At 57.1% G+C, this 26413-nt stretch carries 26 protein-coding genes; 14 read left to right on the top strand and 12 right to left on the bottom strand.

All coding sequences use genetic code 11. The features are described 5' to 3' along the window. Positions 1–102: 102 nt before the first annotated feature. From cydD to infA, 4 genes are all read left to right on the top strand, one after another. Positions 103–1872, top strand: a complete 1770-nt coding sequence (gene cydD / locus ACX3P5_RS05995; RefSeq protein WP_458968410.1) for a heme ABC transporter permease/ATP-binding protein CydD — start codon at positions 103–105, stop codon at positions 1870–1872. Beyond that, on the top strand, positions 1872–3602 hold the full coding sequence (cydC, locus tag ACX3P5_RS05990) for a heme ABC transporter ATP-binding protein/permease CydC (protein WP_233984743.1): 1731 nt from the start codon (positions 1872–1874) through the stop codon (positions 3600–3602). Before cydD ends, cydC begins: the two co-directional genes overlap by 1 nt. A 33-nt stretch (positions 3603–3635) precedes the next feature. Beyond that, the gene (gene aat, locus ACX3P5_RS05985; protein ID WP_233984744.1) at positions 3636–4328 is read left to right on the top strand and encodes a leucyl/phenylalanyl-tRNA--protein transferase; all 693 of its coding nucleotides are present in this window, start codon (positions 3636–3638) and stop codon (positions 4326–4328) included. Positions 4329–4672: 344 nt separating this feature from the next. Continuing rightward, positions 4673–4891, top strand: coding sequence for a translation initiation factor IF-1 (infA, locus tag ACX3P5_RS05980; protein WP_002211347.1), 219 nt, complete (start codon positions 4673–4675; stop codon positions 4889–4891). Positions 4892–4977: 86 nt separating this feature from the next. On the opposite strand, the gene clpA is transcribed toward infA, so the two are convergent. After that, positions 4978–7254 (bottom strand): ATP-dependent Clp protease ATP-binding subunit ClpA, encoded by a 2277-nt coding sequence (gene clpA, locus ACX3P5_RS05975; protein ID WP_233984745.1) that lies wholly within the window; start codon positions 7252–7254, stop codon positions 4978–4980. A gap of 52 nt (positions 7255–7306) precedes the next feature. After that, positions 7307–7627 carry an ATP-dependent Clp protease adapter ClpS gene (gene clpS / locus ACX3P5_RS05970; RefSeq protein WP_003849318.1) on the bottom strand — a complete coding sequence of 107 codons (321 nt, stop codon included), beginning with the start codon at positions 7625–7627 and terminating at the stop codon, positions 7307–7309. Between the two features lie 316 nt (positions 7628–7943). On the opposite strand from clpS, the gene cspD reads away from it, so the two are divergent. Beyond that, complete coding sequence (gene cspD, locus ACX3P5_RS05965) at positions 7944–8177, top strand: cold shock-like protein CspD (protein ID WP_233984746.1); 234 nt, start codon at positions 7944–7946, stop codon at positions 8175–8177. Positions 8178–8252: 75 nt separating this feature from the next. On the opposite strand, the gene ACX3P5_RS05960 is transcribed toward cspD, so the two are convergent. Beyond that, positions 8253–9902 (bottom strand): DUF2813 domain-containing protein, encoded by a 1650-nt coding sequence (locus tag ACX3P5_RS05960; protein WP_458968409.1) that lies wholly within the window; start codon positions 9900–9902, stop codon positions 8253–8255. A gap of 135 nt (positions 9903–10037) precedes the next feature. Between ACX3P5_RS05960 and ACX3P5_RS05955 the strand changes: the two genes are divergently transcribed. From ACX3P5_RS05955 to ltaE, 3 genes are all read left to right on the top strand, one after another. Continuing rightward, positions 10038–10937, top strand: coding sequence for a LysO family transporter (locus tag ACX3P5_RS05955; protein ID WP_458968408.1), 900 nt, complete (start codon positions 10038–10040; stop codon positions 10935–10937). Between the two features lie 119 nt (positions 10938–11056). Beyond that, positions 11057–12778 carry a ubiquinone-dependent pyruvate dehydrogenase gene (gene poxB / locus ACX3P5_RS05950; RefSeq protein ID WP_233984749.1) on the top strand — a complete coding sequence of 574 codons (1722 nt, stop codon included), beginning with the start codon at positions 11057–11059 and terminating at the stop codon, positions 12776–12778. Between the two features lie 72 nt (positions 12779–12850). Next, entirely contained in the window at positions 12851–13852 is a 1002-nt protein-coding gene (gene ltaE / locus ACX3P5_RS05945) for a low-specificity L-threonine aldolase (RefSeq protein WP_336754949.1), read from the top strand. A gap of 10 nt (positions 13853–13862) precedes the next feature. On the opposite strand, the gene ACX3P5_RS05940 is transcribed toward ltaE, so the two are convergent. Next, complete coding sequence (locus ACX3P5_RS05940; RefSeq protein WP_233984751.1) at positions 13863–14687, bottom strand: N-acetylmuramoyl-L-alanine amidase; 825 nt, start codon at positions 14685–14687, stop codon at positions 13863–13865. Further along, a complete protein-coding gene (locus tag ACX3P5_RS05935) occupies positions 14684–15004 on the bottom strand; it encodes a heavy metal-binding domain-containing protein (protein ID WP_233984752.1) in 321 nt (106 codons plus the stop codon). Before ACX3P5_RS05935 ends, ACX3P5_RS05940 begins: the two co-directional genes overlap by 4 nt. A gap of 106 nt (positions 15005–15110) precedes the next feature. Between ACX3P5_RS05935 and ACX3P5_RS05930 the strand changes: the two genes are divergently transcribed. From ACX3P5_RS05930 to ACX3P5_RS05905, 6 genes are all read left to right on the top strand, one after another. Then, a complete protein-coding gene (locus tag ACX3P5_RS05930) occupies positions 15111–15650 on the top strand; it encodes a lipoprotein (RefSeq protein ID WP_233984753.1) in 540 nt (179 codons plus the stop codon). A gap of 224 nt (positions 15651–15874) precedes the next feature. Further along, positions 15875–16603 carry an arginine ABC transporter ATP-binding protein ArtP gene (gene artP, locus ACX3P5_RS05925; protein ID WP_233984754.1) on the top strand — a complete coding sequence of 243 codons (729 nt, stop codon included), beginning with the start codon at positions 15875–15877 and terminating at the stop codon, positions 16601–16603. Between the two features lie 15 nt (positions 16604–16618). Beyond that, positions 16619–17350, top strand: a complete 732-nt coding sequence (gene artJ, locus ACX3P5_RS05920) for an arginine ABC transporter substrate-binding protein (protein ID WP_336754948.1) — start codon at positions 16619–16621, stop codon at positions 17348–17350. 6 nt (positions 17351–17356) lie between these two features. After that, positions 17357–18073 carry an arginine ABC transporter permease ArtQ gene (gene artQ, locus ACX3P5_RS05915; protein ID WP_233984756.1) on the top strand — a complete coding sequence of 239 codons (717 nt, stop codon included), beginning with the start codon at positions 17357–17359 and terminating at the stop codon, positions 18071–18073. Continuing rightward, positions 18073–18741: an arginine ABC transporter permease ArtM gene (gene artM, locus ACX3P5_RS05910; RefSeq protein ID WP_233984757.1), complete on the top strand. Its 669-nt coding sequence runs from the start codon at positions 18073–18075 to the stop codon at positions 18739–18741. Before artQ ends, artM begins: the two co-directional genes overlap by 1 nt. Positions 18742–18865: 124 nt before the next feature. After that, positions 18866–19597 carry an arginine ABC transporter substrate-binding protein gene (locus ACX3P5_RS05905; protein WP_233984758.1) on the top strand — a complete coding sequence of 244 codons (732 nt, stop codon included), beginning with the start codon at positions 18866–18868 and terminating at the stop codon, positions 19595–19597. A gap of 35 nt (positions 19598–19632) precedes the next feature. On the opposite strand, the gene rlmC is transcribed toward ACX3P5_RS05905, so the two are convergent. The 7 genes from rlmC to ACX3P5_RS05870 form a co-directional block, all read right to left on the bottom strand. Then, the gene (gene rlmC / locus ACX3P5_RS05900; protein WP_458968407.1) at positions 19633–20763 is read right to left on the bottom strand and encodes a 23S rRNA (uracil(747)-C(5))-methyltransferase RlmC; all 1131 of its coding nucleotides are present in this window, start codon (positions 20761–20763) and stop codon (positions 19633–19635) included. A gap of 48 nt (positions 20764–20811) precedes the next feature. After that, positions 20812–21279, bottom strand: a complete 468-nt coding sequence (locus ACX3P5_RS05895; protein WP_233988203.1) for a YbjO family protein — start codon at positions 21277–21279, stop codon at positions 20812–20814. A gap of 76 nt (positions 21280–21355) precedes the next feature. Further along, positions 21356–22201 (bottom strand): putrescine ABC transporter permease PotI, encoded by an 846-nt coding sequence (gene potI, locus ACX3P5_RS05890; RefSeq protein WP_031376999.1) that lies wholly within the window; start codon positions 22199–22201, stop codon positions 21356–21358. Next, positions 22198–23160, bottom strand: a complete 963-nt coding sequence (potH, locus tag ACX3P5_RS05885) for a putrescine ABC transporter permease PotH (RefSeq protein ID WP_010254421.1) — start codon at positions 23158–23160, stop codon at positions 22198–22200. The genes potI and potH overlap by 4 nt, the downstream gene beginning before the upstream one ends. A 9-nt stretch (positions 23161–23169) precedes the next feature. Next, a complete protein-coding gene (gene potG, locus ACX3P5_RS05880; protein WP_094119332.1) occupies positions 23170–24303 on the bottom strand; it encodes a putrescine ABC transporter ATP-binding subunit PotG in 1134 nt (377 codons plus the stop codon). Positions 24304–24425: 122 nt separating this feature from the next. Next, positions 24426–25535, bottom strand: coding sequence for a spermidine/putrescine ABC transporter substrate-binding protein PotF (gene potF / locus ACX3P5_RS05875; RefSeq protein WP_094119448.1), 1110 nt, complete (start codon positions 25533–25535; stop codon positions 24426–24428). Between the two features lie 393 nt (positions 25536–25928). Beyond that, complete coding sequence (locus tag ACX3P5_RS05870) at positions 25929–26408, bottom strand: YbjN domain-containing protein (protein ID WP_094119333.1); 480 nt, start codon at positions 26406–26408, stop codon at positions 25929–25931. Positions 26409–26413: the final 5 nt, after the last annotated feature.

Here is a 26413-nt window from a genome sequence, read left to right as displayed (position 1 = left end):
CAGTCGCCTTTTTTATGGCCCGCATGCTAGATTCTTGCGCCTGAACGGGATGAAAATGCCCTGTCATTTTTCATCGCTCATCGGCTCAAATCATGGTTTAGCATGGACAAAACCCGGCAGCAGCATCTTACCCGCTGGCTTCGTCAGCAACGTCATTTCGCCGGTCGCTGGTTGCGACTGAGCACGCTGCTGGGCGTAATCAGCGCACTGCTGATCATTGCTCAGGCCGGACTGCTGGCCGCGCTGCTGCAGGCGCTGATTATTGAACAGCAACCGCGCGCGGCGCTGAGTGGCGAGATGCTGCTGTTACTGCTCTGCTTCGCCCTTCGCGCCCTGATCCACTATGCCCGCGAGCGAGTCGGTTATCGTGCCGGTCAGGCGATTCGTCAGGCGCTGCGTAAGCAGGTGTTAGACCGGTTGTCAGCGCTGGGTCCGGCCTGGATTCAGGGCAAGCCTGCCGGCAGCTGGGCCACCCTGCTGCTTGAGCAAATTGAAGAGATGCAGGACTATTATGCCCGCTATCTGCCGCAAATGACGCTGGCGGTGCTGATCCCCTGCTGCATCCTGTTAACCCTCTTTCCTCTCAACTGGGCAGCGGGTCTGATTCTGTTTGCTACCGCGCCGTTAATTCCGCTGTTTATGGGCCTGGTCGGGATGGGCGCAGCCGAAGCCAACCGCCGCAACTTTCTGGTGCTGGCGCGCCTGAGCGGTAACTTTCTTGACCGTTTACGCGGCCGCGAAACGCTGCGGCTGTTTCACCGCGGTGCGGCAGAGCAGCAGGCCGTGGCGGCGGCCACCACCGATTTTCGTCAGCGCACCATGGAAGTGCTGCGTTTAGCCTTTCTCTCTTCAGCGGTACTGGAATTTTTCGCCTCGTTAGCGATTGCCGTGGTGGCCGTTTATTTTGGCTTCTCCTACCTCGGTGAACTGCACTTTGGCGACTACGGTCAGGGCGTCACCCTGTTTGCCGGTTTTCTGGTGCTGATCCTCGCGCCGGAATTTTTTCAGCCGCTGCGTGATTTAGGGGCGTTTTACCATGCTAAAGCGCAGGCCGTCGGCGGTGCCGATGCACTTGAACAGTTTATGCAGGCTAACCCGACCCGCGGCCCGGAACAGGGTGAAACAGCGTTTACTGCCGATTGGCCGATTACGCTCGCCGCCATCGACCTGCAGGTCTGTGCACCAGATGGCCAGATACTGTGTGGCCCGCTGACCTTTAGCCTGGCAGCAGGTGAACGTGTTGCGCTGGTTGGCCAAAGCGGAGCCGGTAAAACCGCGCTGATGAACGTACTGCTGGGCTTCCTGCCCTATCAGGGTTCGCTGAAAGCGAACGGTGTTGAATTGCGCGAGATGCGCCGGGCTGACTGGCATCAGCAGCTCAGCTGGGTCGGACAAAATCCTCAGCTACCGGCCGCTACGCTGCGCGACAATATAGTGATGAATGCAGAATGGGATGCCGGACGCTTTAGCGCCGTGCTCGAGGCCTGCGGCGTCAACGAATTTCTGTCGCGACTGCCGCAGGGCATTGAAACTCAACCAGGTGATGGCGGCAATCAGCTGTCGGTTGGTCAGGCGCAGCGTATTGCGGTGGCGCGAGCGCTCTATAAACCCTCTCATTTGCTGCTGCTCGATGAACCTGCCGCCAGTCTGGATGCGCTCAGTGAACGTCACGTCATGCAGGCGCTGAATCAGGCTGCCACTCAGCAGACTACCCTGATGATTACGCATCAGCTGGATGCATTACGCGACTGGCAGACACTGTGGGTAATGGAGGCGGGCAAGCTGGTACAACAAGGTGACTGGCCGACGCTGTCGCAGCAGCCGGGTCCGTTCAGTGAAATGCTGAAGCACCGTCAACAGGAGATTAACTGATGTCCGCTTTGCGTCCGTTTCTTCGCCTCTGGCTGCGTCATCCTTTTCGCTTAGCGCTGGGAATTGTGCTGGCGATCCTCACTTTACTGGCCAGCATCGGCTTGCTGACGCTCTCCGGCTGGTTCCTCGCCGCTTCATCCGTGGCGGGTGTCGCCGGACTCTACACGTTCAACTATATGCTGCCCGCCGCAGGGGTGCGCGGCGCAGCCATCATCCGCACCGCCGCCCGCTATGCTGAGCGACTGGTCAGCCACGACGCGACTTTTCGGGTGCTACAGCATCTGCGGGTGCATACCTTCAGCCGCCTGATTGCGTTGTCACCGGGACAGCTATCGCGCTTTCGCCAGGCCGATCTGCTCAACCGTTTTGTTGCCGACGTCGATACGCTCGATCATCTTTATCTGCGGGTTATTTCCCCGCTGGCGGGCGCGCTGGTGGTGACGATAGTGGTCACCGTGGGTCTGAGTTTTATCGATCTCCAGCTGGCATTGACGCTGGGCGCGATCATGCTCGCCACGCTGATCATCCTGCCACCCCTGTTTTATCGCCTGGGCTCGCCTGCCGGTGTGGCGATTGCCGGTGGCCGGGCCCGCTGGCGCTCACAACTGATGCACTGGCTGGCTGGTCAGGCGGAACTTACCCTGTATGGCGCCTCGCCGGCGTGGCGTAAACGGCTGGATGAAGAAGAACAACACTGGCTTCGGGCGCAGGGCCAGCAGCTACGTTTACAGGCGGCGGCGCAGAGCCTGCTGCTGCTGATCAGCGGCCTGACAGTGACCTCGCTATTGTGGCTGAGTGCCGGCAGCATCAGCGAACAGCAGTTACCCGGCTCACTCATTGCGCTGGTGGTGTTTTGCGCGCTGGCGGCGTTTGAAGCGCTGGCCCCGGTTGCCGCTGCCTTTCTGCCGATGTCGCAGGTAATGGCCTCGGCCCAGCGGGTCAATGACATTATCGATCAGGCACCGGCGATCACATTCCCGACCCACGGCAGCGCCCGCCCCGGTAGCCTGGCAGTAGAGATCGACCAGCTCGATTTCAGCTATCCCGATCGTCCGGATAAAGTGCTGAACCAGCTTTCGCTGCAGGTTAATGCGGGCGAGCGCATTGCGCTGCTCGGTCCTACCGGCTGTGGAAAATCGACCTTGCTGGGGCTGCTGACCCGTGCCTGGGAGAGCCAGCAGGGCGCGATTATTCTCAACGATCTGCCGATCGCCGCCTGGCCGGAATCAGCCCTGCGCCAGCGCATCAGCGTAGTGACACAACGGGTGCATCTGTTCAGCCAGAGCCTGCGGGATAACTTACTGCTGGCCTGCCCCACTGCCGATGATGAGACATTACGCCAGGCGCTGATCGATACCGGTCTGCAGCGCCTGCTGGAAACGCCAGAGGCGTTAAATGCCTGGATGGGCGAAGGCGGTCGTCCGCTTTCTGGCGGCGAACTGCGACGTCTGGCGATTGCCCGGGCGGTGCTGCATAACGGCGATCTCTGGCTGCTGGATGAACCTACCGAAGGCCTGGACGCCACGACGGAACAGCAGATTCTTGTTCTGCTGCAGCGGCTTACGGCAGGCAAAACGGTGATTATGGTGACCCATCGTCTAAGCGGACTGGAGCAGATGGACCGCATCTGCGTGATGGATAATGGCGTCATTGTCGAACAGGGAAGCCATGCCGAATTAATCTCAAAAGCGGGCCGCTACTGGCGTTTCCGGCAGCGGATTGCGCTATAGTCTTAGCGACATGCTGATGAGTAGAACAACGCGATGAGACTGGTACAACTGTCACGGGAATCCCTGCAATTTCCGCCTGCGGAGATGGCGCTGCGCGAGCCGAATGGCCTGCTGGCGATGGGTGGCGATCTCTCCCCTGCCCGCTTACTTAACGCCTATCAGCACGGCATATTCCCCTGGTTTTCTCCCGGCGATCCCATCCTCTGGTGGTCACCCGATCCGCGCGCGGTATTGTTACCGGAGCATTTTCATCTGAGTCGCAGTATGAAGCGCTTTCATCAGCGCTCGCCCTATCGCGTTACGATGAACGAAGCGTTTAGCGACGTGATTGACGGCTGTGCCACTGGTCGTGAAGAAGGCACCTGGATTACCTTTGAGGTAAAGCGGGCCTGGCTGCGGCTGTATGAATCGGGTCATGCGCACTCGATAGAGGTCTGGGACGAGCAGAAACTGGTGGGGGGAATGTATGGTCTGGCGCTGGGACAGATCTTTTGCGGCGAGTCGATGTTCAGTCGTCAGGAGAATGCCTCAAAAACCGCACTTTTGGTTTTCTGCCAGCACTTTATCAGACATCAGGGGCGTCTGGTGGATTGTCAGGTACTTAACCCCCATACTGCCTCGCTGGGGGCGCGGGAAATCCCGCGCGCTGACTATCTGCAATATGTACAAAGCCTTGCGTGGCAACCGGTCAGCGACGGATGCTGGCGGACACAAACGCTTTTTTAACCGCGCGCAGATGTTTTGCACACATAAAGGCGTATAAGTGATATAATAATCGAGTTTGGTATGTCGTCCGCGCTTGGTTATCACGAGCCGGAATTGCCAGGCTGGGAATCTCAACGCACTCTCGGAACTGTTTCAATCGTGCGCGTGTAACCGGTTGATACAGATTCTTAGCCCGCTAATCCCCCGCAGACGTCACATAAACACCCGAATTTTACCGTAATGCTCGCGTATCACGCGAAGCACGGCAAAGCGTTGGCAAAATCGCCGACGGTTCTTTACATAAATCGTTGAATTGGGCATTATCTTGCCGGTTCAACTGAAAGGTAGTACACCCAGAGGATTCGATGGCCAAAGAAGACAATATTGAAATGCAAGGTACCGTACTGGATACGTTACCTAACACCATGTTCCGCGTAGAACTTGAGAACGGACACGTGGTTACCGCTCATATCTCCGGTAAAATGCGCAAAAACTACATCCGCATCCTGACGGGCGACAAAGTCACAGTCGAGCTGACCCCGTACGACCTGAGCAAAGGCCGCATTGTCTTCCGTAGTCGCTAAGCTGCGATAGTCTCGCGGCATCAGAAATGCAGCGAAAAAAAAGGCCGGATTTTAATCCGGCCTTTTTCATATCTGGCATCCGTCAATTAATGCACGGTGCCTTCGGTTTTACGTTTCTCTGCACTCAGGAAGTGATAGGTCAGCTGACCTTTCTCACGATCCAGCGCTACCGAGACTGAACCACCATCCACCAGCGAACCAAACAGCAGTTCATTGGCTAACGGTTTCTTCAGGCTTTCCTGCACGGTGCGTGCCATCGGACGGGCACCCATCGCTTTGTCATAGCCCTTCTCAGCCAGCCAGTCACGCGCTTCATCACTGACTTCCAGCGACACGCCTTTCGCATCCAGCTGCGCCTGCAACTCGACAATAAATTTGTCGACCACCTGATGAATCACCTCTGGTGACAGGTGACTGAACCAGATGATGTTGTCCAGACGGTTGCGGAACTCTGGGGTAAAGATCTTTTTGATCTCTTCCATCGCGTCGGTGCTGTTGTCCTGATGAATCAGGCCGATAGATTTACGTTCGGTTTCACGTACCCCGGCGTTGGTGGTCATCACTAGCACCACGTTACGGAAGTCCGCTTTGCGACCGTTGTTATCGGTCAGCATACCGTTATCCATCACCTGCAGCAGCAGGTTGAACACGTCAGGATGCGCTTTCTCAATCTCATCCAGCAGTACTACCGCATGAGGATGTTTAATCACCGCATCGGTCAGCAGGCCGCCCTGATCAAAGCCAACATAACCCGGAGGCGCACCAATCAGACGACTGACGGTGTGACGCTCCATGTACTCGGACATATCAAAGCGCAGCAGTTCAATACCCAGCGCTTTTGCCAGCTGCACGGTGACTTCAGTCTTACCGACGCCCGTCGGTCCGGCGAACAGGAACGATCCCACCGGCTTACGATCCTGACCCAATCCTGCCCGGCTCATTTTGATCGCTTCAGTCAGCGCCTCAATGGCGTTGTCCTGACCAAACACCAGCATTTTCAGGCGGTCGCCCAGATTTTTCAGCGTATCGCGATCGGTGGCCGAGACGCTTTGCTCCGGAATGCGGGCAATACGCGCAACCACGGTTTCAATGTCAGCCACGTTAACGGTTTTCTTGCGTTTACTGGCTGGCATCAGGCGCGCACGCGCACCGGCTTCATCGATCACGTCAATCGCTTTATCCGGCAGATGACGGTCGTTGATATATTTCACCGCCAGTTCCACCGCCGCACGCACCGCTTTCGCGGTATAACGCACATCGTGGTGCGCTTCGTACTTGGTTTTCAGGCCATTCAGGATCTGCACGGTTTCATCAACAGAAGGCTCCGTGATATCGATCTTCTGGAAGCGACGCGCCAGAGCACGGTCTTTTTCGAAGATGTTGCTGAATTCCTGATAGGTGGTGGAACCCATTACCCGGATTTTCCCGCTGGAGAGCAGCGGTTTAATCAGGTTAGCGGCATCAACCTGGCCACCTGAGGCCGCACCTGCACCGATGATGGTATGGATTTCATCGATAAACAGAATGCTGCTTTCATCCTGCTCAAGCTGTTTCAGCAGCGCTTTAAAACGTTTTTCAAAGTCACCGCGGTATTTGGTGCCAGCTAACAGCGAACCAATATCCAGCGAGTAGATGGTGCAGTCTTTCATGACTTCCGGTACGTCGCCCTGCTCGATACGCCAGGCGAGTCCTTCCGCAATCGCCGTTTTCCCGACGCCCGATTCACCCACCAGCAGCGGGTTGTTTTTACGGCGACGGCACAGCACCTGGATGGTACGCTCCAGCTCTTTATCGCGACCGATCAGCGGATCGATGCCACCGACGCGAGCAAGCTGATTAAGATTGGTGGTGAAGTTTTCCATACGTTCCTCCCCGCCTGCTTGCTCTTCGTTAACCGGATTTTCTGCGCCAGGCGCCTGGCCAGGCTCATCTTTGCGCGTACCGTGAGAAATGAAGTTCACCACATCAAGACGGCTGACTTCATGCTTACGCAACAGATAAGCGGCTTGCGACTCCTGTTCGCTGAAGATAGCGACCAGCACGTTCGCACCGGAAACTTCGCTGCGACCGGATGACTGGACATGGAAAACCGCACGCTGCAATACGCGCTGGAAGCTGAGCGTCGGTTGTGTATCGCGCTCCTCCTCACTGGCAGGTAGAACGGGTGTGGTTTGTTCGATGAAGGCTTCGAGTTCCTGCCGCAGAGCCACTATATCCACCGTACAGGCTTCCAGTGCCTCTCTGGCCGACGGGTTACTGAGCAACGCCAGTAACAGATGCTCGACGGTCATAAACTCATGACGGTGCTCACGCGCTCTGGCGAAAGCCATATTTAAACTGAGTTCCAGTTCTTGATTGAGCATTAGGCACCTCCCCCAATTATCGCTCTGACCTGTTTCCTATATGGAGACGCGATCAGGCTTTTTCCAGCGTACACAGCAACGGATGATGATTTTCCCGCGCATAATTGTTCACCTGGGCCGCTTTGGTCTCGGCGACTTCTGCAGTAAATACACCACAGATCGCCTTGCCGTGGTAGTGAACTTTCAACATCAGCTGCGTTGCACGTTCAACATCATAAGAAAAGAACTTTTGTACAACGTCAATAACAAATTCCATAGGTGTATAATCGTCATTATTCAGAATGACTTTATACATTGAAGGCGGCTTTAACCCTTCGCGTACTTTGTCTTCGGCCAGATGTTCAAAGTTAAGCCAGTCGTTTGTGTTTGCCATAGTGTTCCGTTGAGATTTCGACCATCGCATTTAAGCGGCTACATGTTGAGAGTTTAACATGCCTGTCAAGCGCCTGGCCGCTGATGAAAATTTATTCGGAAAATCCCACCCGCGACCTGTATCACAAAATTCGCAATAGCGTTAACTGCCTCAAATTTTGATGATTTTTTCCCCATCCAGCCTGGGGGTTTGCTTGACGCCAGCCGCCATTTCTCTACATTCTACTTGCACAAGCTGATTGAGTTTTAATCAAACTCGACTCACAGCTTCAATGACCTCACCTACTTATAAAATGTCTTGCGAGGGAAGTAAAAGCATGGAGACGGGTACAGTTAAATGGTTCAATAACGCCAAAGGCTTTGGCTTTATCTGTCCAGTCGGGGGTGGCGAAGATATCTTTGCACACTACTCAACGATTCAGATGGAGGGTTACAGAACGCTGAAAGCTGGCCAGCAGGTTCAGTTTGATGTCCACGAAGGTCCGAAGGGCAATCACGCCAGTCTGATTGTACCGGTAGAGATGCCGGCAGAAGTACAGGCCGTTGCCTGACACCTTCATCCCCATTCTGAATACTCCCCTAAAAATGCCAGCCAACGACGCTGGCATTTTTCTTGTGGCAGCGCGTTAGTCTGCCTTGCCCTGTGCCAGCCCGATGACCTGAGCGAACATTTCGCGCATCAACGCCGGGATGGCATCCGGACCGCGTTCAGCCGCAGCGTTCGCCACCGCGATCGCCAGTTCAGGCTTCGAGGCCTGGTGAATCGCCTGAGTAATAATACGCCTGGCACTCATCTTCACGTTTAACGGCAGGTGCGCTGTCTCCAGATAAACCTCACGAAATCCCTGCTGAAAGAGAAAGTTTTCAATATCCCATGCGGGTAGCTGCGTCAGATGCTGCTGCTCGCTATCGTGCGGCTGCAGCTGGCTGCGGGCGGTAGCGGCATATTTGTTGCCCGCCTCGTCACCGTCAGTCAGCACATGCCAGGCAATGCCCATCCGGCGGGCGAATTTCAGCAGTGGCTTGAGGCCCGACTGAGCAAATTCAATAACTTTTATCCCTTCGGCGGCAAAGCTGTAGCCACACTGCCGGGCCAGCTCATTGATGATCCAGACTTCGGTTTCCCCTTCCACCAGCAGCCAGCAACGGGCAAACAGCGCGGCAGGCCGGTTGACGCGAATATGAAAACCGATGCGCCGGCTCTCTTCCGCACTCAATCCTTCCGGCCCGATGCGCCACGCCGCCACCCGTGACGGTTCACGGACCAGCCGGCAGACATTCTCCACCGGCACCTGCGACAGCAGTTCTGCCGAATTGGTGGTGGCGATTTTTTGCAGTGGCAGCAATGACAGCAGGTTCCACGCCACCGACAGCATAATCGGATGCAAACGGGTTTCCGGATCTTCAATCAGTAACAGCGGACGCGCATCCGGTGCCAGCGGCAGATCGCCGCGCGCCTGAATCAACAGCGTGAACATCTGCAGCAGGATCAGTTGCCGGCTGCGCGAGTCATTGCCAGCAATCAGCTGATTAAGCTGGTCCAGCGCCCGCCATCCCTGATCGCCATCCCGCACCTGCGGATCAACCCGTCGGGCTACCGCCGATGCAGCGGGCTGCTGCACCAGAAAATAGTGCTCCATCAGCTGTTGCAGGGTTTTCAGTCCCTGCCGCAGCACCTCATCACTCAGTTGCTGCGGATGCCGCTCAAGATCGCGCGCCAGATCTTCCATGCCAGCCAGCAGTTGCGGATGCAGAGCCGGGTCGGCTGCCTCGCGCGGCCGCTCATGGCGGGAACGTGAACTGAAGCGCGCATCGCGCAGCCGCAACACCGGATGACGGCGCAGCAGCAGCGCAATGGCCGCCGCGCCGTTTTCCTGTGGCAACAGCTGCAGCTGGCGGTCAACCAGGCGCCGGCTGGCGCTGATGCCCTCCGCGCGCCAGGTCGCGCGCACGCTGTAAAAGATCCAGCGCGCACCTTGCGGATCACGCTGCCAGAAGGGCTCCAGCAGCGCATCATGATTGTTGCCGTCATCACGAAAGTGAAACACCACCGAGAGACGACGTTTCGAATCCGTGACGTCGCCCGGGGTGAAATGGAAGTCGCCCGGGGTAAACACATACTCCTCATGATGGGGTGATAACAGTAAACTCAGCGCATCAAGCAGGCTGGATTTGCCCCAGGCGTTCTCACCAATCAGCAGATTGGTCTGGGTTAAAGGCAGTGAAAGCTGATTGATGCCGCGAAAACCGCGAATGTCGATATGTTCCAGAATCATAGGGTGCCATCCTCTTATTAAACGAAGCATGGTTGGCGGAGACGGGCCGGTCAAGTCGGTCGGCATCAGGGGTTTACTCCATTGCACTTTTTGGTTAGCGTGTCGCCACTTTCCTCATGGATGACCTTATTCGTTATGTACTCCGGACTGCTGATTATTCTGCTGCCCCTGATTGCGGGCTGGCTGCTCCCTTTTCGTCAAACCTCCTTTTTGCGTCAGGTCAATCGGCTGTTAGGCTGGATGGTCTACGTGATTCTGTTCTTTATGGGCATCAGCCTGGCGTTCCTCGATAACCTCAGCAGCAATCTGGTGACCGTATTTCACACCGCGCTGGTCACCGCACTTTGCATTCTGTTATGCAACCTGCTGGCGCTGCGCTGGCTGGAAAAACGTGTGCCGTGGCAGCATGCCCATAAGCAGGAAAAACTGCCGTCGCGGCTGCACATGGCGCTGGATTCGCTGAAGTTATGCGGTGTGGTGGTGATCGGGTTTGTGCTTGGCCTGACGCAGTGGCCGCTGCTGCATCATGCGGCCACCGCCAGCGAATATGCGCTGATCTTCCTGCTGTTTCTGGTAGGGATTCAGCTACGCGGCAGCGGGATGACGCTACGCCAGATCATCCTCAACCGGCGCGGAATGCTGGTGGCTAGCGTAGTGCTGGTCAGCGCGCTGATCGGCGGCCTGATTGCGGCGCTGGCATTGGGATTACCGCTGAAAACCGGTCTGGCGTTAGCCAGCGGTTTTGGCTGGTACTCTCTCTCCGGTATTCTGATCACTGAAGCGTTTGGGCCGGTGATCGGCAGCGCCGCCTTCTTCAACGATCTGCTGCGCGAGCTGGTGGCGATCATGCTGATCCCGGCGCTGATCGGCCACCATCGTTCCAGCGCCCTGGGCTTATGTGGTGCCACCTCAATGGACTTCACCCTGCCGGTGCTGCAGCGGGCGGGCGGCAATGAGATTGTGCCCGCCGCCATTGTGCACGGCTTCGTGATGAGTCTGCTGGCTCCGATTCTTATCGCCCTGTTCTCCGCCTGATCGAGGCGGGAAGCCGCCAGCGCATTTTTTCACGGCTGCTTTTCTGCCGCGTCGTCTACGCTTCTTTTTTGCGGTTTTGGTCGCGCCATCGTGGTGGCGCATCCACAAAGGAGAACAAGATGAAACAAACCGTGGCGGCGCTGGTCGCCAAAACGCTTGAAAACGCCGGGGTTAAAAGAATCTGGGGCGTTACCGGGGATTCATTAAACGGCCTGAGCGACAGCCTGAACCGCATGGGCACCATTGAATGGATGCCGACCCGTCACGAAGAAGTCGCGGCGTTTGCGGCGGGCGCGGAAGCGCATATCAGCGGTGAGCTGGCGGTCTGCGCCGGTTCCTGCGGGCCAGGCAACTTACATCTGATCAACGGTTTGTTTGACTGTCACCGCAACCGCGTGCCGGTGCTGGCGATTGCGGCACATATCCCGTCGAGTGAGATCGGCAGCGGCTATTTCCAGGAGACCCATCCGCAGGAGCTGTTCCGCGAATGCAGTCACTATTGCGAGCTGGTCTCTAATCCGGAGCAGCTGCCCCAGGTGTTGGCTATCGCGATGCGCAAAGCGATCCTCAATCGCGGCGTCTCGGTGGTGGTACTGCCGGGCGATGTGGCACTCAAGCCTGCGCCTGAAAATGCCAATCCCGCCTGGTATCCGCCGCAGCTGCCACAGGTGCTGCCGCAGGCCGCCGAACTGGCCCAGCTGGCCCAGACCCTGAATGCAGCCAGCAACATTACCCTGCTGTGTGGCAGCGGCTGCGCTGGCGCGCATCCGGAGGTGGTGAAGCTGGCTGAAACACTGAAAGCGCCGATTGTCCATGCGCTGCGTGGCAAAGAGCATCTCGAATATGACAATCCCTACGATGTCGGCATGACCGGGCTGATCGGTTTCTCCTCCGGCTTTCACGCCATGATGAATGCCGAAACGCTGGTCCTGCTCGGCACTCAGTTTCCCTATCGCGCCTTCTATCCGGAAAAAGCCCGGATCATTCAGATTGATATCAATCCGGGCAGCCTCGGCTCGCACTGTCACGTCGATGAAGCCTATGTTGGCGACGTGAAAACCACCTTGCAGGCACTGCTGCCACAGCTCACCAGCAAAACCGATCGCAGCCATCTCGACAGCGCGCTGGAACACTATGTCGATGCGCGTAAAAGCCTCGATGATCTGGCGCAGCCCAACGATAAACAGCCGATTCATCCGCAATATCTGGCACAGCAGATCAGTCACTACGCCAGCGAAGATGCCATCTTTACCTGCGACGTCGGCACGCCCACCGTCTGGGCGGCGCGTTACCTGAAGATGAACGGCAAGCGTCGGCTGCTGGGATCGTTTAACCACGGCTCCATGGCGAACGCAATGCCGCAGGCGCTGGGCGCGCAGTCGATTGACCGCAATCGCCAGGTGGTGGCGCTGTGCGGCGACGGCGGATTCAGCATGCTGATGGGCGACTTTATCTCACTGGCGCAGTTGAAAATGCCGGTCAAGCTGGTGATCTTCAACAACAGCGTGCTGGGCTTTGTGGCGATGGAGATGAAAGCGGGCGGCTACCTCACTGACGGCACCGAGCTGGATAATCCCGATTTTGCCGCTATCGCCGAAGCGTGCGGGATCAAAGGCATCCGGGTTGAAAAAGCCTCGGCGCTGAACGGCGCGCTGGAGCAGGCGTTTGCCCATGAGGGTCCGGTGCTGGTCGATGTCATCACCGCCAAAGAAGAACTGGCGATGCCACCGCAGATCAAAATGGAGCAGGCCAAAGGCTTCAGCCTTTACATGTTGCGCGCCATTCTGAATGGTCGCGGCGATGAGGTGGTAGAACTGGCGAAAACCAACTGGCTGCGGTAAAACAACAGCATCACCCAGGCGGGCGCGATGCCCGCCTTTTTTTTGACTACCGCCACGTCCAGGAGCCCCCCGTTGATCGATTTACGCAGTGATACCGTGACCCGGCCCAGCGCCGCCATGTTAAGCGCCATGATGTCCGCCGAAACCGGTGATGATGTCTATCGTGATGATCCTACCGTCAATGCCCTGGAGGCAGAAGCGGCGCGCCTGAGCGGCAAAGCGGCGGCGCTGTTCTTCCCGACCGGCACCCAGGCCAATCTGGTGGCATTGCTGAGCCACTGCCAGCGCGGGGATGAATATATCGTTGGCCAGCAGGCGCATAACTACAAATATGAAGCGGGCGGTGCGGCGGTGCTGGGCAGTATCCAGCCGCAGCCGATTCTGGCCGCCGACGATGGCACCCTGCCGCTCGACGTGGTAGCCGCCGCGATCAAGCCTGACGATATCCACTTTGCCCGCACTCGCCTGTTGAGTCTGGAGAATACCCATCACGGTAAAGTATTGCCGTTAGGTTATCTGGAACAGGCGTGGAACTTCACCCGTGAGCACGCGCTGGCGCTGCATATTGATGGCGCACGCATCTTTAACGCCGTGGTCGCCCAGCAGACCACGCTGGAAGGCATTGCCCGCTATTGCGATAGCCTGACCATCTGCCTGTCAAAAGGGCTGGGAACGCCGGTCGGGTCACTGTTGTGTGGCGATGCGGCGCTGATTGAGCGCGCGCGCCGCTGGCGCAAAATGACCGGCGGCGGTATGCGCCAGGCCGGGATTCTGGCGGCGGCCGGACTCTATGCCCTGCAGCACAACGTGGCGCGTCTGCAACAGGACCACGACAATGCCGCCTGGCTTGGGCAGCAGCTGCATGAACTGGGCGTTGAGGTGATCGATCAGCAAACCAACATGCTGTTTGTCCAGCTCCCGGTCAACCAGGTTGAACCGTTAGCCGCCTGGATGAAGGCGCGTGGCGTGCTGATCAGCGCCGGTACCCGTACCCGACTGGTCACCCATCTGGATGCCGATCGCGCGGCACTCGAACAGGTTGTTAGCCACTGGAAAGCCTTTCTTCAGCAGTAAATCAGCCTGATTACTGCGCCGCGCCATATTTTTCCAGCAGCGCGGCCGCTATCGCGGCGGTTTCCGCATCGGCGTTGCCGCGATAGTCTGCCGGGCGGAAATGCATCTGAAACGCCGCGATCACCCTCTGCTGCTGGCGCGCCTCCATTACGTTGTCCACCTGGTAGCCGTAGCGCTGTAATCTCTCCACGATAAGCTCAACCGGCACCGCAGCCTGCGGGTCCTGACCGGCTAAGTGAAACGCCACGCGTCGGGCGTCGGGCCAGGCACCGATGCCGCGCTGCGCCAGCTGCTGCCAGGGAAACAGCGGACCGGGGTCCTGTTTGCGCTGCGGCGCAATATCGCTGTGACCGACGATGTTTTCCGGCGGGATAGCGTAGCGCTGGCTGATGTCACGCAACAGCGCCTCCAGCGTGGTGATTTGCGCTGCGGTGAACGGTTGCCACTGGCGGCCGGTCAGGGTACGGCGGTAACCGCGATTCACCAGTTCAATGCCAATCGAGGTATCGTTAATGCGGCTGGCACCGCGCCAGAAGCTCGGTCCGGCATGCCAGGCGAGCTGCTGCTCCGGCACCAGTTGCCAGACAACGCCTTTGCCGCCGCGCTGTGGCGGCTGACGCGGGATCAGATAATGGGCGCTGACCTGTTGATCGGTCAGGGTGGCGAGCGAAGAGGGAAAATCTTCGGCGGTATAGTGAATCACAATCACCTTGACCCGTGGCCGGGCTCCCTGCGCGGGATGTCGCAGGTCGGCCCAGTAGCCGGAACGGGATTCCACCCCGGACTGACAGCCGACCAGCAGCAGCGCCGCTAACAGCAACAGCAGGCGTTTCAACGCACCATCACCGCCGTACCGCTGATGCTCACCATCAGCATGCTGCTATCTTTACCGACCGTTTCGTAATCGATATCAATGCCGACCACCGCGTTGGCGCCCAGCGCTTTGGCCTGCTCTTCCAGCTCTTTGAACGCAATCTCACGCGCCTTACGCAGCTCTTTTTCATAGGCGCCGGAGCGACCGCCGACGATATCGCGAATGCCCGCGAAAAAATCACGAAAGATATTGGCGCCGAGAATCGCTTCACCGGTCACCACACCGCAATATTCCGTAATGCTGTGGCCTTCCAGCGTGGGGGTTGTGGTAAATTTCATCGTCATCTCCTTGTTGAAAAACGGACTAAGGCTCTTTCGACTAAAAAGCACGGCTATACTCTATGCTAAAAAGGGCAACTTGCCAGAGAACTATAAGGAAATCGAGATGAGAAACAACGCGTTTGCGTTAATGATCCCAGCGGCCCTGCTGCTCAGCGCCTGTACCACCGTTGAGCCAGTGATTAAGGATAATGGCCCGCGTAGCGCGCCCTGTATTGAAGGTGGCCCGGATCAGGTAGCCCAGCAATTCTACGATCTGCGCGTTGAACAGCCGACTCAGGGTCTGCCCGACAGCACCACGCTGGCGAAATACCGCCCTTATCTGAGCGATGCGCTCTATCGCTCTTTGCAGGCCGCCAGCGGCAGCAATGCCGGTGCGCAGTGGCGCAATGGCGATCTCTTCTCCAGCCTGTCGCAGGGTCCGACCGCGGCCAGCGTAGCGGACGCTTCCACCATTCCTAATCGTGATGCGCGTAACATTCCGCTGCGGGTTGAGCTGAGTCGTGACGGCAAGCAGTGGCAGGATGAAGTGCTGATGATCCACCAGGGCAGTTGCTGGGTTGTCGATGATGTGCGCTACATGGCTAACCCGGCGCATGCCGAGGGTGGCAGTCTGAGTCAGATGCTTGAAAAATCGAAAAAATAATCACCCGATGATGGCGTGATAAAAAAGCGCGAGGCGTCAATGTCCGCGCTTTTTTTGTTTCTGCTGGCGCGCGTGGCGTCGCCTCTCTCTGCCGGACAGCACACGATATTGTGCTAAGCTTTAGCGGTTTCACTGCTGTTTCATAAATTTTAACTCACCTCAATTGCATAACTATTCTGGTGACGTTAAAATCCGCGACACTAATAGCTATTCAAATCTGGCGCATGAGTATTCAACTAAACGCAATAAACTGCTTCTACGGTGCTCATCAGGCGCTGTTCGACATCAACCTTGAGTGTCCGCAAGGCGAAACGCTGGTGTTGCTGGGTCCCAGCGGCGCCGGTAAGAGTTCGTTGCTGCGGGTACTGAATTTACTGGAGCAACCCCGTTCGGGTCAGCTGCAGATTGCCGGTAATCAGTTCGACTTCAGCCAGAAACCGGCTGAAGCCGCGATCCGCGAGCTGCGTCAGAATGTCGGGATGGTCTTTCAGCAATATAATCTCTGGCCGCACCTCACCGTGCTGCAGAACCTGATGGAAGCGCCCTGCCGTGTACTCGGCCTCAGCAAGAGCGACGCACGCGCCCGGGCAGATAAGCTGCTCGATCGTCTGCGCCTGACGCCCTACAGCGACCGCTTTCCACTGCATCTCTCCGGCGGTCAACAGCAGCGTGTGGCGATTGCCCGCGCGCTGATGATGGAGCCACAGGTGCTGCTGTTTGATGAGCCGACCGCCGCGCTCGACCCGGAAATTACCGCACAGATCGTCACCATTATTCGCGAGCTGGCCCAGACCCGGATTACCCAGGTGATCGTGACCCATGAAGTGGAAGTGGCGCGTAAAACCGCCAGCCGCGTGGTCTACATGGAGAATGGTCATATCGTGGAACAGGGCGATGCCAGCCGCTTTACACAGCCGCAAACCGAGGCGTTTGCTCACTATCTTTCGCACTAAGTCAGGATGCTAACAATGAAAAAAGTCGTACTTGCTGCACTGCTTGCTGGTTTTAGCCTGAGCGCCACCGCGGCGCAGACCATTCGTTTCGCCACCGAAGCCTCTTATCCTCCGTTTGAGTTCGTCGATGCTGACAACAAAATTCAGGGCTTCGATGTCGATCTGGCCAATGCGCTGTGTAAAGAGATGGATGCAACCTGCACCTTTACCAACCAGGCGTTCGACAGCCTGATCCCCAGCCTGAAATTCCGTCGCTTTGATGCAGTGATGGCGGGCATGGATATCACCCCTGAGCGTGAAAAACAGGTGCTGTTCAGCAAACCTTATTACGACAACTCGGCGCTGTTCGTGGCGCAGAAAGGTAAAGTGGCCAGCGTTGAAGCGCTGAAAGGCAAGCGCGTCGGCGTGCAAAACGGCACCACTCACCAGAAATACCTGACCGAGAAGCACAGTGAAATCACCACCGTGCCATACGACAGCTATCAGAACGCGGTACTGGACCTGAAAAATGGCCGTATCGATGCGGTATTCGGTGACACCGCGGTGGTCAACGAGTGGCTGAAGCAGAACGCGACGCTGGCACCGGTGGGTGAGAAAGTGACCGATAAAGCCTACTTTGGTACCGGTCTGGGTATTGCGGTGCGTACCGGTAACACCGATCTGCAGACCCAATTCAACGGTGCGCTGGAGAAGATCAAAGCCGATGGCACCTACAAAACCATCTACAGTAAATGGTTCCCGCAGTAATTTCTGATGAATGAAATGATCCCACTCGCAAGCGCCGCCGGTATGACCGTCGGCCTTGCTGTTTGTGCGCTTATCGCTGGCCTGGTGCTGGCGATGATTTTCGCTGGCTGGGAGTCACTGCGCTGGAAACCGCTGGCGTGGATCGGCACCGGCCTGGTTACCCTGATCCGCGGTCTGCCGGAAATTCTGGTGGTGCTGTTTATCTATTTTGGTGCCTCTCAGCTGCTGCTGACCCTCTCTGATGGATTCACGCTCAATTTCGGTCTGTTTCAGTTGCCGGTGCAGGTTGAGATTGAAAACTTCGACGTCAGTCCGTTTCTCTGTGGTGTGATTGCGCTGGCGATGCTCTATGCCGCCTACGCCTCACAAACCCTGCGCGGGGCGCTGAAAGCGGTGCCGATCGGCCAGTGGGAATCGGGCCAGGCGCTGGGAATGAAAAAATCGGCGATATTTCTGCGTCTGATCATGCCGCAGATGTGGCGTCATGCCCTGCCGGGGCTTGGCAATCAGTGGCTGGTGTTGCTGAAAGATACCGCTCTGGTATCGCTGATCAGCGTCAACGACCTGATGCTGCAAACCAAAAGTATTGCGACCCGCACGCAGGAGCCTTTTACCTGGTTTCTGGTGGCGGCAGCCATCTACCTGGTGATCACCTTGTTCAGCCAGGCGATACTTCGCCGCATTGAGTTGCGTACGACCCGATTTGAACGGGGGAACAGCTGATGCTGGCGTATCTGCCCGAATTACTGAAAGGATTACATACCAGCCTGACGCTGACCGCGGCCTCGCTGGTGCTGGCACTGCTGCTGGCGCTGCTGTTTACCGTAGTGCTGGCGTTGAAAACGCCGGTCCTGAATCCGCTGGTGAAAGGCTTTATCACGCTGTTTACCGGCACCCCGCTGCTGGTGCAGATCTTCCTGATCTACTACGGTCCCGGCCAGTTTCCGGCGATCCAGCAGATCCCGTGGCTGTGGCACCTGCTGTCGCAACCCTGGCTGTGCGCCATGCTGGCGCTGTCGCTTAACAGCGCGGCTTACACCACCCAGCTGTTTTACGGCGCGGTGCGGGCTATTCCCTCTGGTCAGTGGCAATCCTGTGCCGCGCTCGGCATGAACCGCAAAGATACGCTGCGTATTCTGCTGCCTTATGCATTTAAGCGCGCCCTCTCCTCTTACTCCAATGAAGTGGTGCTGGTGTTTAAAGGCACCTCGCTGGCCTATACCATTACCCTGATGGAAGTAATGGGACACGGTCAGTTGCTCTACGGCCGTACCTATGACGTCACGGTGTATGCCGCCGCCGGGCTGGTTTACCTCTGCGTCAACGGCGTGCTGACGCTGATGATGCGACTGATCGAAAAACGCGCGCTGGCCTTTGAGCAACGCAACTGATGGTCAGGCGGGATCGCCCGCCTGACTCGCCTGAAAACTCACAATGATTGCATAAAAATTCATTATCTGGCAGGGTAAGTCCCTCTCAGAGTCGTGAACAGGTTGTGATTACAGGAGTCGTATAATGAAAAAATGGATTGTTGCCGCCACGCTGGCTTCGCTGGCCCTCAGCGCCCAGGCCGCTGATAAAATTCGCTTCGCCGCTTCGGCGACCTATCCCCCGTTCGAATCGCTGAACCGTGAAAATCAGCTGGTCGGTTTCGATATCGATCTGGCGAAGGCGCTCTGCCAGCAGATGAAAGCGGACTGTACCTTTACCAACAACGCCTTCGACAGCCTGATCCCTTCGCTGAAGTTCCGCCGCTATGATGCGGTCATTTCCGGCATGGACATCACCGCCGAGCGCAGCAAGCAGGTCGATTTTACTCAGCCCTACTACGCCAACTCCGCTATCGTGATTGCCCGCAAAGGCCAGTTCAGTGATTTTGCTGCTCTGAAGGGCAAGCGTCTCGGCGTCGAGAACGGCACTACCCACCAGAAATACCTGCAGGAGAAACACCCTGAGGTGACGGTGGTAGCCTATGACAGCTATCAGAATGCGATTCTGGATATGAAGAATGGACGTCTGGATGGGGTGTTTGGTGACAGCGCCGTGGTGAATCAGTGGCTGAAGACCAACAGCGATCTGGCGACCGTCGGCGAGCACGTCACCGATGCCGACTACTTCGGCACCGGCCTCGGCATTGCGGTGCGTAAAGGCAACACCGAATTACGCGATCGCTTTAATCATGCGCTGGCCGAACTGAAGGCCAGTGGCCGCTGGCAGCAGATTAACCAGCAGTGGTTCCCTGAATAAACCACAGACGCGGGCTCACTACCTGAGTCCGCAGCTTAGCGCGGCTGGCGGGTTAACAGCGCCAGCACTTCAAAATGGGCAGTGTGTGGAAACATATCAAACAGCTGCACTTTGCTCAGCTGATAGTCGCTCAGCCGGGCCACGTCTTGCGCCAGCGTCTGCGGATTGCAGCTGGAATAGAGCAGGTAATCGGGCGCCATCTGACTGAGATAGTCACACAGTTCAGCGCCAATGCCGCGACGCGGTGGATTCACCAGCACCAGCTGCGGTACCGCATCACGACCGGTAGCAAACGCGGTCGAATCCAGCGCGGCAAACTGCACCTTTTCCAGCCCCATCATCTGCGCTGAACGCTGAGCGCATTTAATCGCCTCGGCGCTGATTTCAATACCGGTCAGCTGCATCTCAGGGGTGGCGCAGTGCAGGCCAAATCCGCCCACGCCGCAAAACAGATCCCACATGCTGGTGACCGACAATTCCCGCACCCATTGACGTGCCGTGGCGTAGAGCGCGCTGGCGACCTGCGGATTGGTCTGGAAGAAACTCTGTGGACGGATCCACAGCGGTACGCCGTTAAAGTTTTCCGCCAGCGACTGCGCCGGCGTCAGCGCTATTTCCTGCTCCCCTTCCAGAATCGCCATGTGCACCGGCTGAATATTGGCTGAGATCACCATCAGCTGCGGCAACTGCTGTTGCAGTGCCGGCAGCGCCGCACGCAGCTGTTCCAGCTTCGTGGTGGAACGCAACACAAAGCGCAGCATCATGCCGCCCTGCTGACTCTCCGTGAGCAACAGGTACTTTAGCTCGCCCCGTTTGCGCGCCACGTTATAGGGCGTCAGACCGGCGCGGGCGATAAACGGCCGCAGCGCAGTAAATACCGGCTGAAAACTGGCTGGATAGAGCGGACAGTCGCACAGGTCGATCGCCCCGCCATCCCGCTGCACCATGCCGAATACCGGGCGTTCCACGCTGCCGCTGACTACCATTTTGGCTTTATTACGAAACGCCTGTTGCGGCGAGGTGATCGGTGGCAACCACTGCGCGACCGGCTGTTGAGCCAGCAGCTGTTCCAGCCAGGACTGTTTATCGGTCAGCTGTTGCGGATAGGGTTTTTCCAGCCACTGACAGGAGCGGCAACGGTTAGCGTCATAGAGCGCGCAATGCATGGGAAAGCCTGTATTAACGGTGGAGAGGTCGGGCGGAGCGCGATTGTATCATCGCTTGCTGAAAAATGCGCGACTGCTGAGCGGCACAAACAGCAGCAACAGCACCAGCAGATCAGGGAGCTTTTGCAGCAGGGTGTGGTGGACGATCTGGCGATTGTTGTCGCCATCAATGCTGAAGATCTCCGGGTAGATCCAGCCCATCGACGCCATCAGCATATAGCCCAGCACAATCACCTGCGTGGCGACATATCCCCAGCGCCCGCGGTTGCTGCCGCGCATCAGGGTGAAGGCGCAACGCAGTTCGAACAGGAAGATCAGCTGACTGGCGACAAAGATAAAGGTGGAGTCCCAGGCCTGGGCGCTGCGGTGGACAAAGTTGGCCAGCTCGCTGTAGCCAAGTTCATTGGCCAGCATCACTACGCTCAGGCAACGCGTGGCAATAATGGCAATGCCCGCCACGGTGACCGGCACCGGTGCCTCGGAGAGCGTGCTGCTGTTTTTAAAGATTTCTGACATAGTCCGTGACTCCAGCCGATCGAAAAACGGGCCGGTAAAAACCAGCCCGTTCTTATAGTGGCAAAGGTTACGGATTTCAGCCACGTTTAGCTTTCTGAATATCGCTTAAACGTTGTTTTTCTTCATGTGCCATCACCCGCCAGGCGATAAAACCGACTAAACCGACCACAAACAGGATCAGCGAGGCCAGCGCGTTGATCTCCGGATTGACGCCACGCCGCACAGTGGCAAAAATCGCCATCGGCAAGGTGGTGGCGCCAGGCCCGGTCACAAAGCTGGAAATCACCAGATCGTCGAGTGACAGCGTAAACGCCAGCAGCCAGCCGGTGACGATAGCCGGGGCGATCATCGGCACGGTAATCACGAAGAAGACCTTCAGCGGCGTTGCGCCCAGATCCATCGCCGCCTCTTCAATCGACCTGTCCAGTTCGCGCAGTCGCGAATTGATCACCACCGCGACATAGGCGGTACAGAAAGTGACGTGCGCCAGCCAGATGGTCAGCATTCCGCGCTCGCTCGGCCAGCCGAAGGCGTTCCCCATCGCCACAAACAGCAGCAGCAGCGACAGCCCGGTAATCACGTCAGGCATCACCAGCGGCGCGGTCAGCATAAACGCAAAGCCGTTATGGCCGCGGAAACGGCCAAAGCGCACGATGATGACGGCTGCCAGCGTCCCCAGCACCACCGCCATGGTAGCGGAGAGCGCGGCGATGCTCAGGCTCAGCATCACCGCATCGATCATCGCGCTATCCTGGAACAGCACCCGATACCAGTGGAAAGAGAAGCTGTCCCATACCGTTACCAGCTGTGAGCTGTTGAAGGAGTAAACCACCAGCAGCAACATCGGCGCATAGAGGAACAGGAAACAGCAGACCAGAATGCCGGTACGCCAGGGCGAGCGAATGGTTGGCAAGTTATTCATGCCTTCTCCCCCATCTCACGGTTTTGATGCTTATGGAACCAGATGATCGGCAGAATCAGGATCAGCAGGATAATCACCGCCAGCGCCGAGGCGACCGGCCAGTCACGGTTGTTAAAGAACTCCTGCCACAAAATACGGCCAATCATGATGCTGTCCGGGCCGCCGAGCAGTTCCGGGATGACGTATTCACCGACCGCCGGAATAAATACCAGCATCGAACCGGCAATAATGCCGCCTTTGGTCAGCGGGACAATCACGCTGAAAAAGGTCTTCAGCGGACGCGCGCCCAGATCCAGCGACGCTTCCACCAGCGAGTAGTCGATACGCGTCAGCGCGGTGTAGATCGGCAGCACCATAAACGGCAGATAGCAGTAAACGATGCCGATATAGACCGCGGTATTGGTATAGAGGATCACCAGCGGATGATCGATCACGCCCAGCCACAGCAGAAAGCGATTCAGAATGCCGTTGTTGTTCAGCAGCCCCATCCAGGCGTAGACCCGCACCAGAAACGAGGTCCAGGATGGCAGGATCACCAGCAGCAGCAAAATGGTGCGCATCGACGGCTTGCTGTGCGCCACCGCCCAGGCGAGCGGATAGCCAATCAGCAGACAGATTACCGTCGAGATCGCCGCCACCTTCAGCGACTGCAGATAAGCGTCAACATAGAGCGGATCGTCGGTCAGCGTCAGGTAGTTGCCGAAATTGAGCACAATACTAAACTGATCGTCCGCCCAGCTCACCAGCTCGGTGTAAGGAGGGATCGCTCGCGCAATGTCCGCGAAGCTGATCTTCAGCACCGTCAGAAACGGCAGCAGAAACAACAGCACCAGCCAGACATAAGGTAAGGCGATCACCAGCTTGCGGCCATGCTGCATCTTAATCCGCGTGGCCCAGCGTTGCAGCGGCGTGCCGACCAGCCGGGCGGGCGCTTTGGCGCGTTGGAAAATCTGGCTCATAGCCGCTCCTTAAACCGTCAACACCACGCAGCTGTCGCTTTCCCAGCAGAGGCGGACTTCATCGCCCCAGGTCGGCAACCCTTTGCGGTAGCGATGCGCGTTTTGTAACTGTGCGCTGATCATCTGTCCGCTGTGCAGACGGACATGGAAAATCGACAGGTCACCGAGATAGGCGATGTGGACCACTTCACCGACGGCGAAGTTGCAGCCATCAGCCGGCACCTCATCGCACAGCATCACTTTTTCCGGTCGCAGCGCGACGTGAACCGGCACGTTATCCACCACCGAGACATCGGAGTCGACCTTCAGCGGGTGCACCAGACCGGGACTGTCGATCACCAGGCCATCCGCCTGACGTTCACGCAGCAGCCCTTCGAAGACATTCACCGAGCCGATAAATTCGGCGCTGTAGCGGCTGGTCGGATGCTCATAGATCTCTTCCGGCTCGCCAATCTGTACAAACTTGCCGCGATTCATAATGGCGATGCGGCCCGCCATGGTCATCGCCTCTTCCTGATCGTGGGTCACCATCACGCAGGTGGCGCCGACACGCTCCAGGATATCCACCACTTCCAGCTGCATACGGTCACGCAGCTTCTTGTCCAGCGCGCCCATCGGCTCATCCAGCAGCAGCAGCTTAGGCCGTTTCGCCAGGCTCCGGGCCAGCGCCACACGCTGACGCTGACCGCCGGAAAGCTGATGTGGCTTACGCTTTGCAAATTCCTGCATGTGCACCAGCGCCAGCATTTCCGCCACCCGACTGGCGATTTCGCCCTTCGGCAACTTATCCTGCTTCAGGCCAAAGGCGATGTTTTGCTCCACCGTCATGTGCGGAAACAGCGCGTAAGACTGAAACATCATATTGATTGGGCGCTGATAAGGCGCCACGTGCGACAGATCCTGACCATCCAGCACGATCTGGCCGCTGGTTGGCGGTTCGAAACCGGCCAGCATCCGCAGCAGAGTGGATTTACCACAGCCCGACGCGCCCAGCAGGGCAAAAATCTCGCCTTTGTAAATGGTCAGACTGACATCATCCACAGCGTGCTGGCCGTCGAAGGATTTTGTCAGGTTGCGAATTTCCAGCAGCGGCGTTAACGCCTTTGCGGTCTTAGTTTGAGGACGGGGAATGGCATCGTTCACTAACGTATCTCTCCGGAGCCAGGCGGAACCTCGCGGCAGAATCCGCCGCTAAAATGGCACAACAGAGGCCGACACTGCGCCTCTGTTGCTGATGCGTAATCAGTCAATCCGTTCAGAACGAATTACTTACCACTTTTTACTTTAGTCCATGCGCGGGTACGCACACGATCCAGTTTCGGATCCTGAACTTTCAGCACGAACAATTTCGACATCGCTTCCGGCGTCGGGAAGATGCCTGGGTTGTTACGCACATCTGCATTGATCAGCGGCAGCGAGGCTTTATTGCCGTTGGCGTAGTTCATCTTGTTGGAGACGTCAGCGATCACTTTCGGGTCCATGATGTAGTTCAGCCAGGCGTAGGCACCGTCAAGATTCTTCGCGTCCTTCGGAATCGCCATCATATCGAAGAAGGCCAGCGCGCCCTCTTTCGGCACGCTGTAACCCAGGTGCACGCCGTTTTTCGCTTCATCTGCCCGGTTTTTCGCCTGCAGGATGTCGCCGGACCAGCCAATCGCCACGCAGATATTGCCATTAGCCAGATCGTTGATGTACTGCGACGAGTGGAAATAACGAATATTCGGACGCAGTTTCAGCAGCAGATCGGTGGCCGCGCCGGAATAATCTTTGGCATCAGAACTGTTGGGATCTTTGCCCAGATAGTTGAGTACGGTAGCGAAAATCTCTTCCGGCGCATCGAGGAAAGAGACGCCACAGCTTTTCAGCTTCTCCAGATTCTCCGGCTTCATCACCAGATCCCAGCTGTTGACCGGTGCGTCTGCGCCGAGTACCGCTTTCACTTTGTCGATGTTGTAACCAATACCGGTGGTGCCCCACAGGTAAGGAATGGCGTACTTATTGCCCGGATCGTGCTGCGCCACTTTTTCCATCAGCGCCGGATCGAGGTTTTTGTAGTTCGGCAGCTTGCTCTTATCCAGCGGCTGGAACACGCCGGACTGCAGCTGACGCGCCAGGAAGCTGGAGGATGGCACCACCACGTCGTAGCCGGTGCTGCCCGCCATCAGTTTGCCTTCCAGCACTTCATTGGAGTCAAACACGTCGTAGACCACTTTGATGCCGGACTGCTTTTCAAAATTCGGCACGGTATCTGGCGAGATATAATCGGACCAGTTGTAGACGTGCAGCGTTTTATCTTCCGCCATGGTGCTGGCAGACGCGGCCATCAGCACGCCAGCTACCACACCTGACAACCATTTCTGACGTTGGTTGAACATGTTTTCCATCCTCCTGAGCGGGTCATCACAACGCTGCAAACCAGAGATCCATACGTTGCGTTCTGTGTGTAAAGTCAGTGACACAATGAATCATTATTCAGCGGAAGTGTAATAGCAAAAACCATTAGCTGTTGCGCAGTTACGCGGCTGTCACAGCCCCGCAAGAATAGCCCCCCGGCTCAGGCTGCACCAGACCTCAGCGTAAAAAACGCCTAAAAGCGATATTTTATGCATGTTTAAGCTATGAGGTTCGGCTTTACTGGCATAAAGAACGACAAATATCTGGCACTAAAGGGCAAAATGCAGAATAAAAAATTATGGCAATCGGGCGCGGCGGAGATAAAAAAAGCCGTCACAGGGACGGCTTGATTGGCGATTGGGTCAGTTAAGCGCTTAATGCAGCACCGAATGGACGCTGGTCATCGGTACATGCTCTTCTTCTTCACCAATCATCAGCAGATTGTTGGCAAACGCCTCCAGGATCACCATTGAGATCTGCTCTTCGCTCTGTTTCATAAAGTGCGAGAACTGACCAAAGGTTAACCCTGCGGTGATGGTCATTGACTGACAGACAATCAGCTTCGGCAGGTTATCATCCTGAATGTCGATAAACGCTTTCACCGTCAGCGAACTGGCATTGATTTGCGACAGGTCGCCCACCAGAGGAATCAACGCTGTAGGCTTCACTTCAGCCAGCGCCGAAAACAGAATGACGTTGTCGACCAGATCGATTTTGGCGTCAAACACCCCGTCGAAGTTTTGCATGTGCGGCAGATGAAGTGCCTGACAGGCATCGCATTCGAACCAGGTGATATTTTGCTGATCCAGCCAGCGACGCAACAGGTCGATATCCGGAACGACAAGAGAATCCATCGTAA

This window comes from Pantoea sp. S-LA4, assembly GCF_054482835.1.
Note: the sequence above shows the minus strand (reverse complement) of the source record. Positions and strands in the feature narration are given on the sequence as shown.

What these genes read in the sequence shown, in the direction of transcription:
- artQ (WP_233984756.1), top strand. Translation starts at nt 17,357, where the DNA reads ATGAATGAAATGATCCCACTCGCAAGCGCCGCCGGTATGACCGTCGGC.
- cydD (WP_458968410.1), top strand. Translation starts at nt 103, where the DNA reads ATGGACAAAACCCGGCAGCAGCATCTTACCCGCTGGCTTCGTCAGCAA.
- clpS (WP_003849318.1), bottom strand. Translation starts at nt 7,627, where the DNA reads ATGGCAAACACAAACGACTGGCTTAACTTTGAACATCTGGCCGAAGAC.
- poxB (WP_233984749.1), top strand. Translation starts at nt 11,057, where the DNA reads ATGAAACAAACCGTGGCGGCGCTGGTCGCCAAAACGCTTGAAAACGCC.
- ACX3P5_RS05930 (WP_233984753.1), top strand. Translation starts at nt 15,111, where the DNA reads ATGAGAAACAACGCGTTTGCGTTAATGATCCCAGCGGCCCTGCTGCTC.
- ACX3P5_RS05895 (WP_233988203.1), bottom strand. Translation starts at nt 21,279, where the DNA reads ATGTCAGAAATCTTTAAAAACAGCAGCACGCTCTCCGAGGCACCGGTG.
- cydC (WP_233984743.1), top strand. Translation starts at nt 1,872, where the DNA reads ATGTCCGCTTTGCGTCCGTTTCTTCGCCTCTGGCTGCGTCATCCTTTT.
- artJ (WP_336754948.1), top strand. Translation starts at nt 16,619, where the DNA reads ATGAAAAAAGTCGTACTTGCTGCACTGCTTGCTGGTTTTAGCCTGAGC.
- ACX3P5_RS05870 (WP_094119333.1), bottom strand. Translation starts at nt 26,408, where the DNA reads ATGGATTCTCTTGTCGTTCCGGATATCGACCTGTTGCGTCGCTGGCTG.
- potI (WP_031376999.1), bottom strand. Translation starts at nt 22,201, where the DNA reads ATGAATAACTTGCCAACCATTCGCTCGCCCTGGCGTACCGGCATTCTG.
- ACX3P5_RS05960 (WP_458968409.1), bottom strand. Translation starts at nt 9,902, where the DNA reads ATGATTCTGGAACATATCGACATTCGCGGTTTTCGCGGCATCAATCAG.
- infA (WP_002211347.1), top strand. Translation starts at nt 4,673, where the DNA reads ATGGCCAAAGAAGACAATATTGAAATGCAAGGTACCGTACTGGATACG.
- artP (WP_233984754.1), top strand. Translation starts at nt 15,875, where the DNA reads ATGAGTATTCAACTAAACGCAATAAACTGCTTCTACGGTGCTCATCAG.
- rlmC (WP_458968407.1), bottom strand. Translation starts at nt 20,763, where the DNA reads ATGCATTGCGCGCTCTATGACGCTAACCGTTGCCGCTCCTGTCAGTGG.
- artM (WP_233984757.1), top strand. Translation starts at nt 18,073, where the DNA reads ATGCTGGCGTATCTGCCCGAATTACTGAAAGGATTACATACCAGCCTG.
- ACX3P5_RS05905 (WP_233984758.1), top strand. Translation starts at nt 18,866, where the DNA reads ATGAAAAAATGGATTGTTGCCGCCACGCTGGCTTCGCTGGCCCTCAGC.
- potF (WP_094119448.1), bottom strand. Translation starts at nt 25,535, where the DNA reads ATGTTCAACCAACGTCAGAAATGGTTGTCAGGTGTGGTAGCTGGCGTG.
- potH (WP_010254421.1), bottom strand. Translation starts at nt 23,160, where the DNA reads ATGAGCCAGATTTTCCAACGCGCCAAAGCGCCCGCCCGGCTGGTCGGC.
- aat (WP_233984744.1), top strand. Translation starts at nt 3,636, where the DNA reads ATGAGACTGGTACAACTGTCACGGGAATCCCTGCAATTTCCGCCTGCG.
- ACX3P5_RS05935 (WP_233984752.1), bottom strand. Translation starts at nt 15,004, where the DNA reads ATGAAATTTACCACAACCCCCACGCTGGAAGGCCACAGCATTACGGAA.
- ACX3P5_RS05955 (WP_458968408.1), top strand. Translation starts at nt 10,038, where the DNA reads ATGTACTCCGGACTGCTGATTATTCTGCTGCCCCTGATTGCGGGCTGG.
- cspD (WP_233984746.1), top strand. Translation starts at nt 7,944, where the DNA reads ATGGAGACGGGTACAGTTAAATGGTTCAATAACGCCAAAGGCTTTGGC.
- clpA (WP_233984745.1), bottom strand. Translation starts at nt 7,254, where the DNA reads ATGCTCAATCAAGAACTGGAACTCAGTTTAAATATGGCTTTCGCCAGA.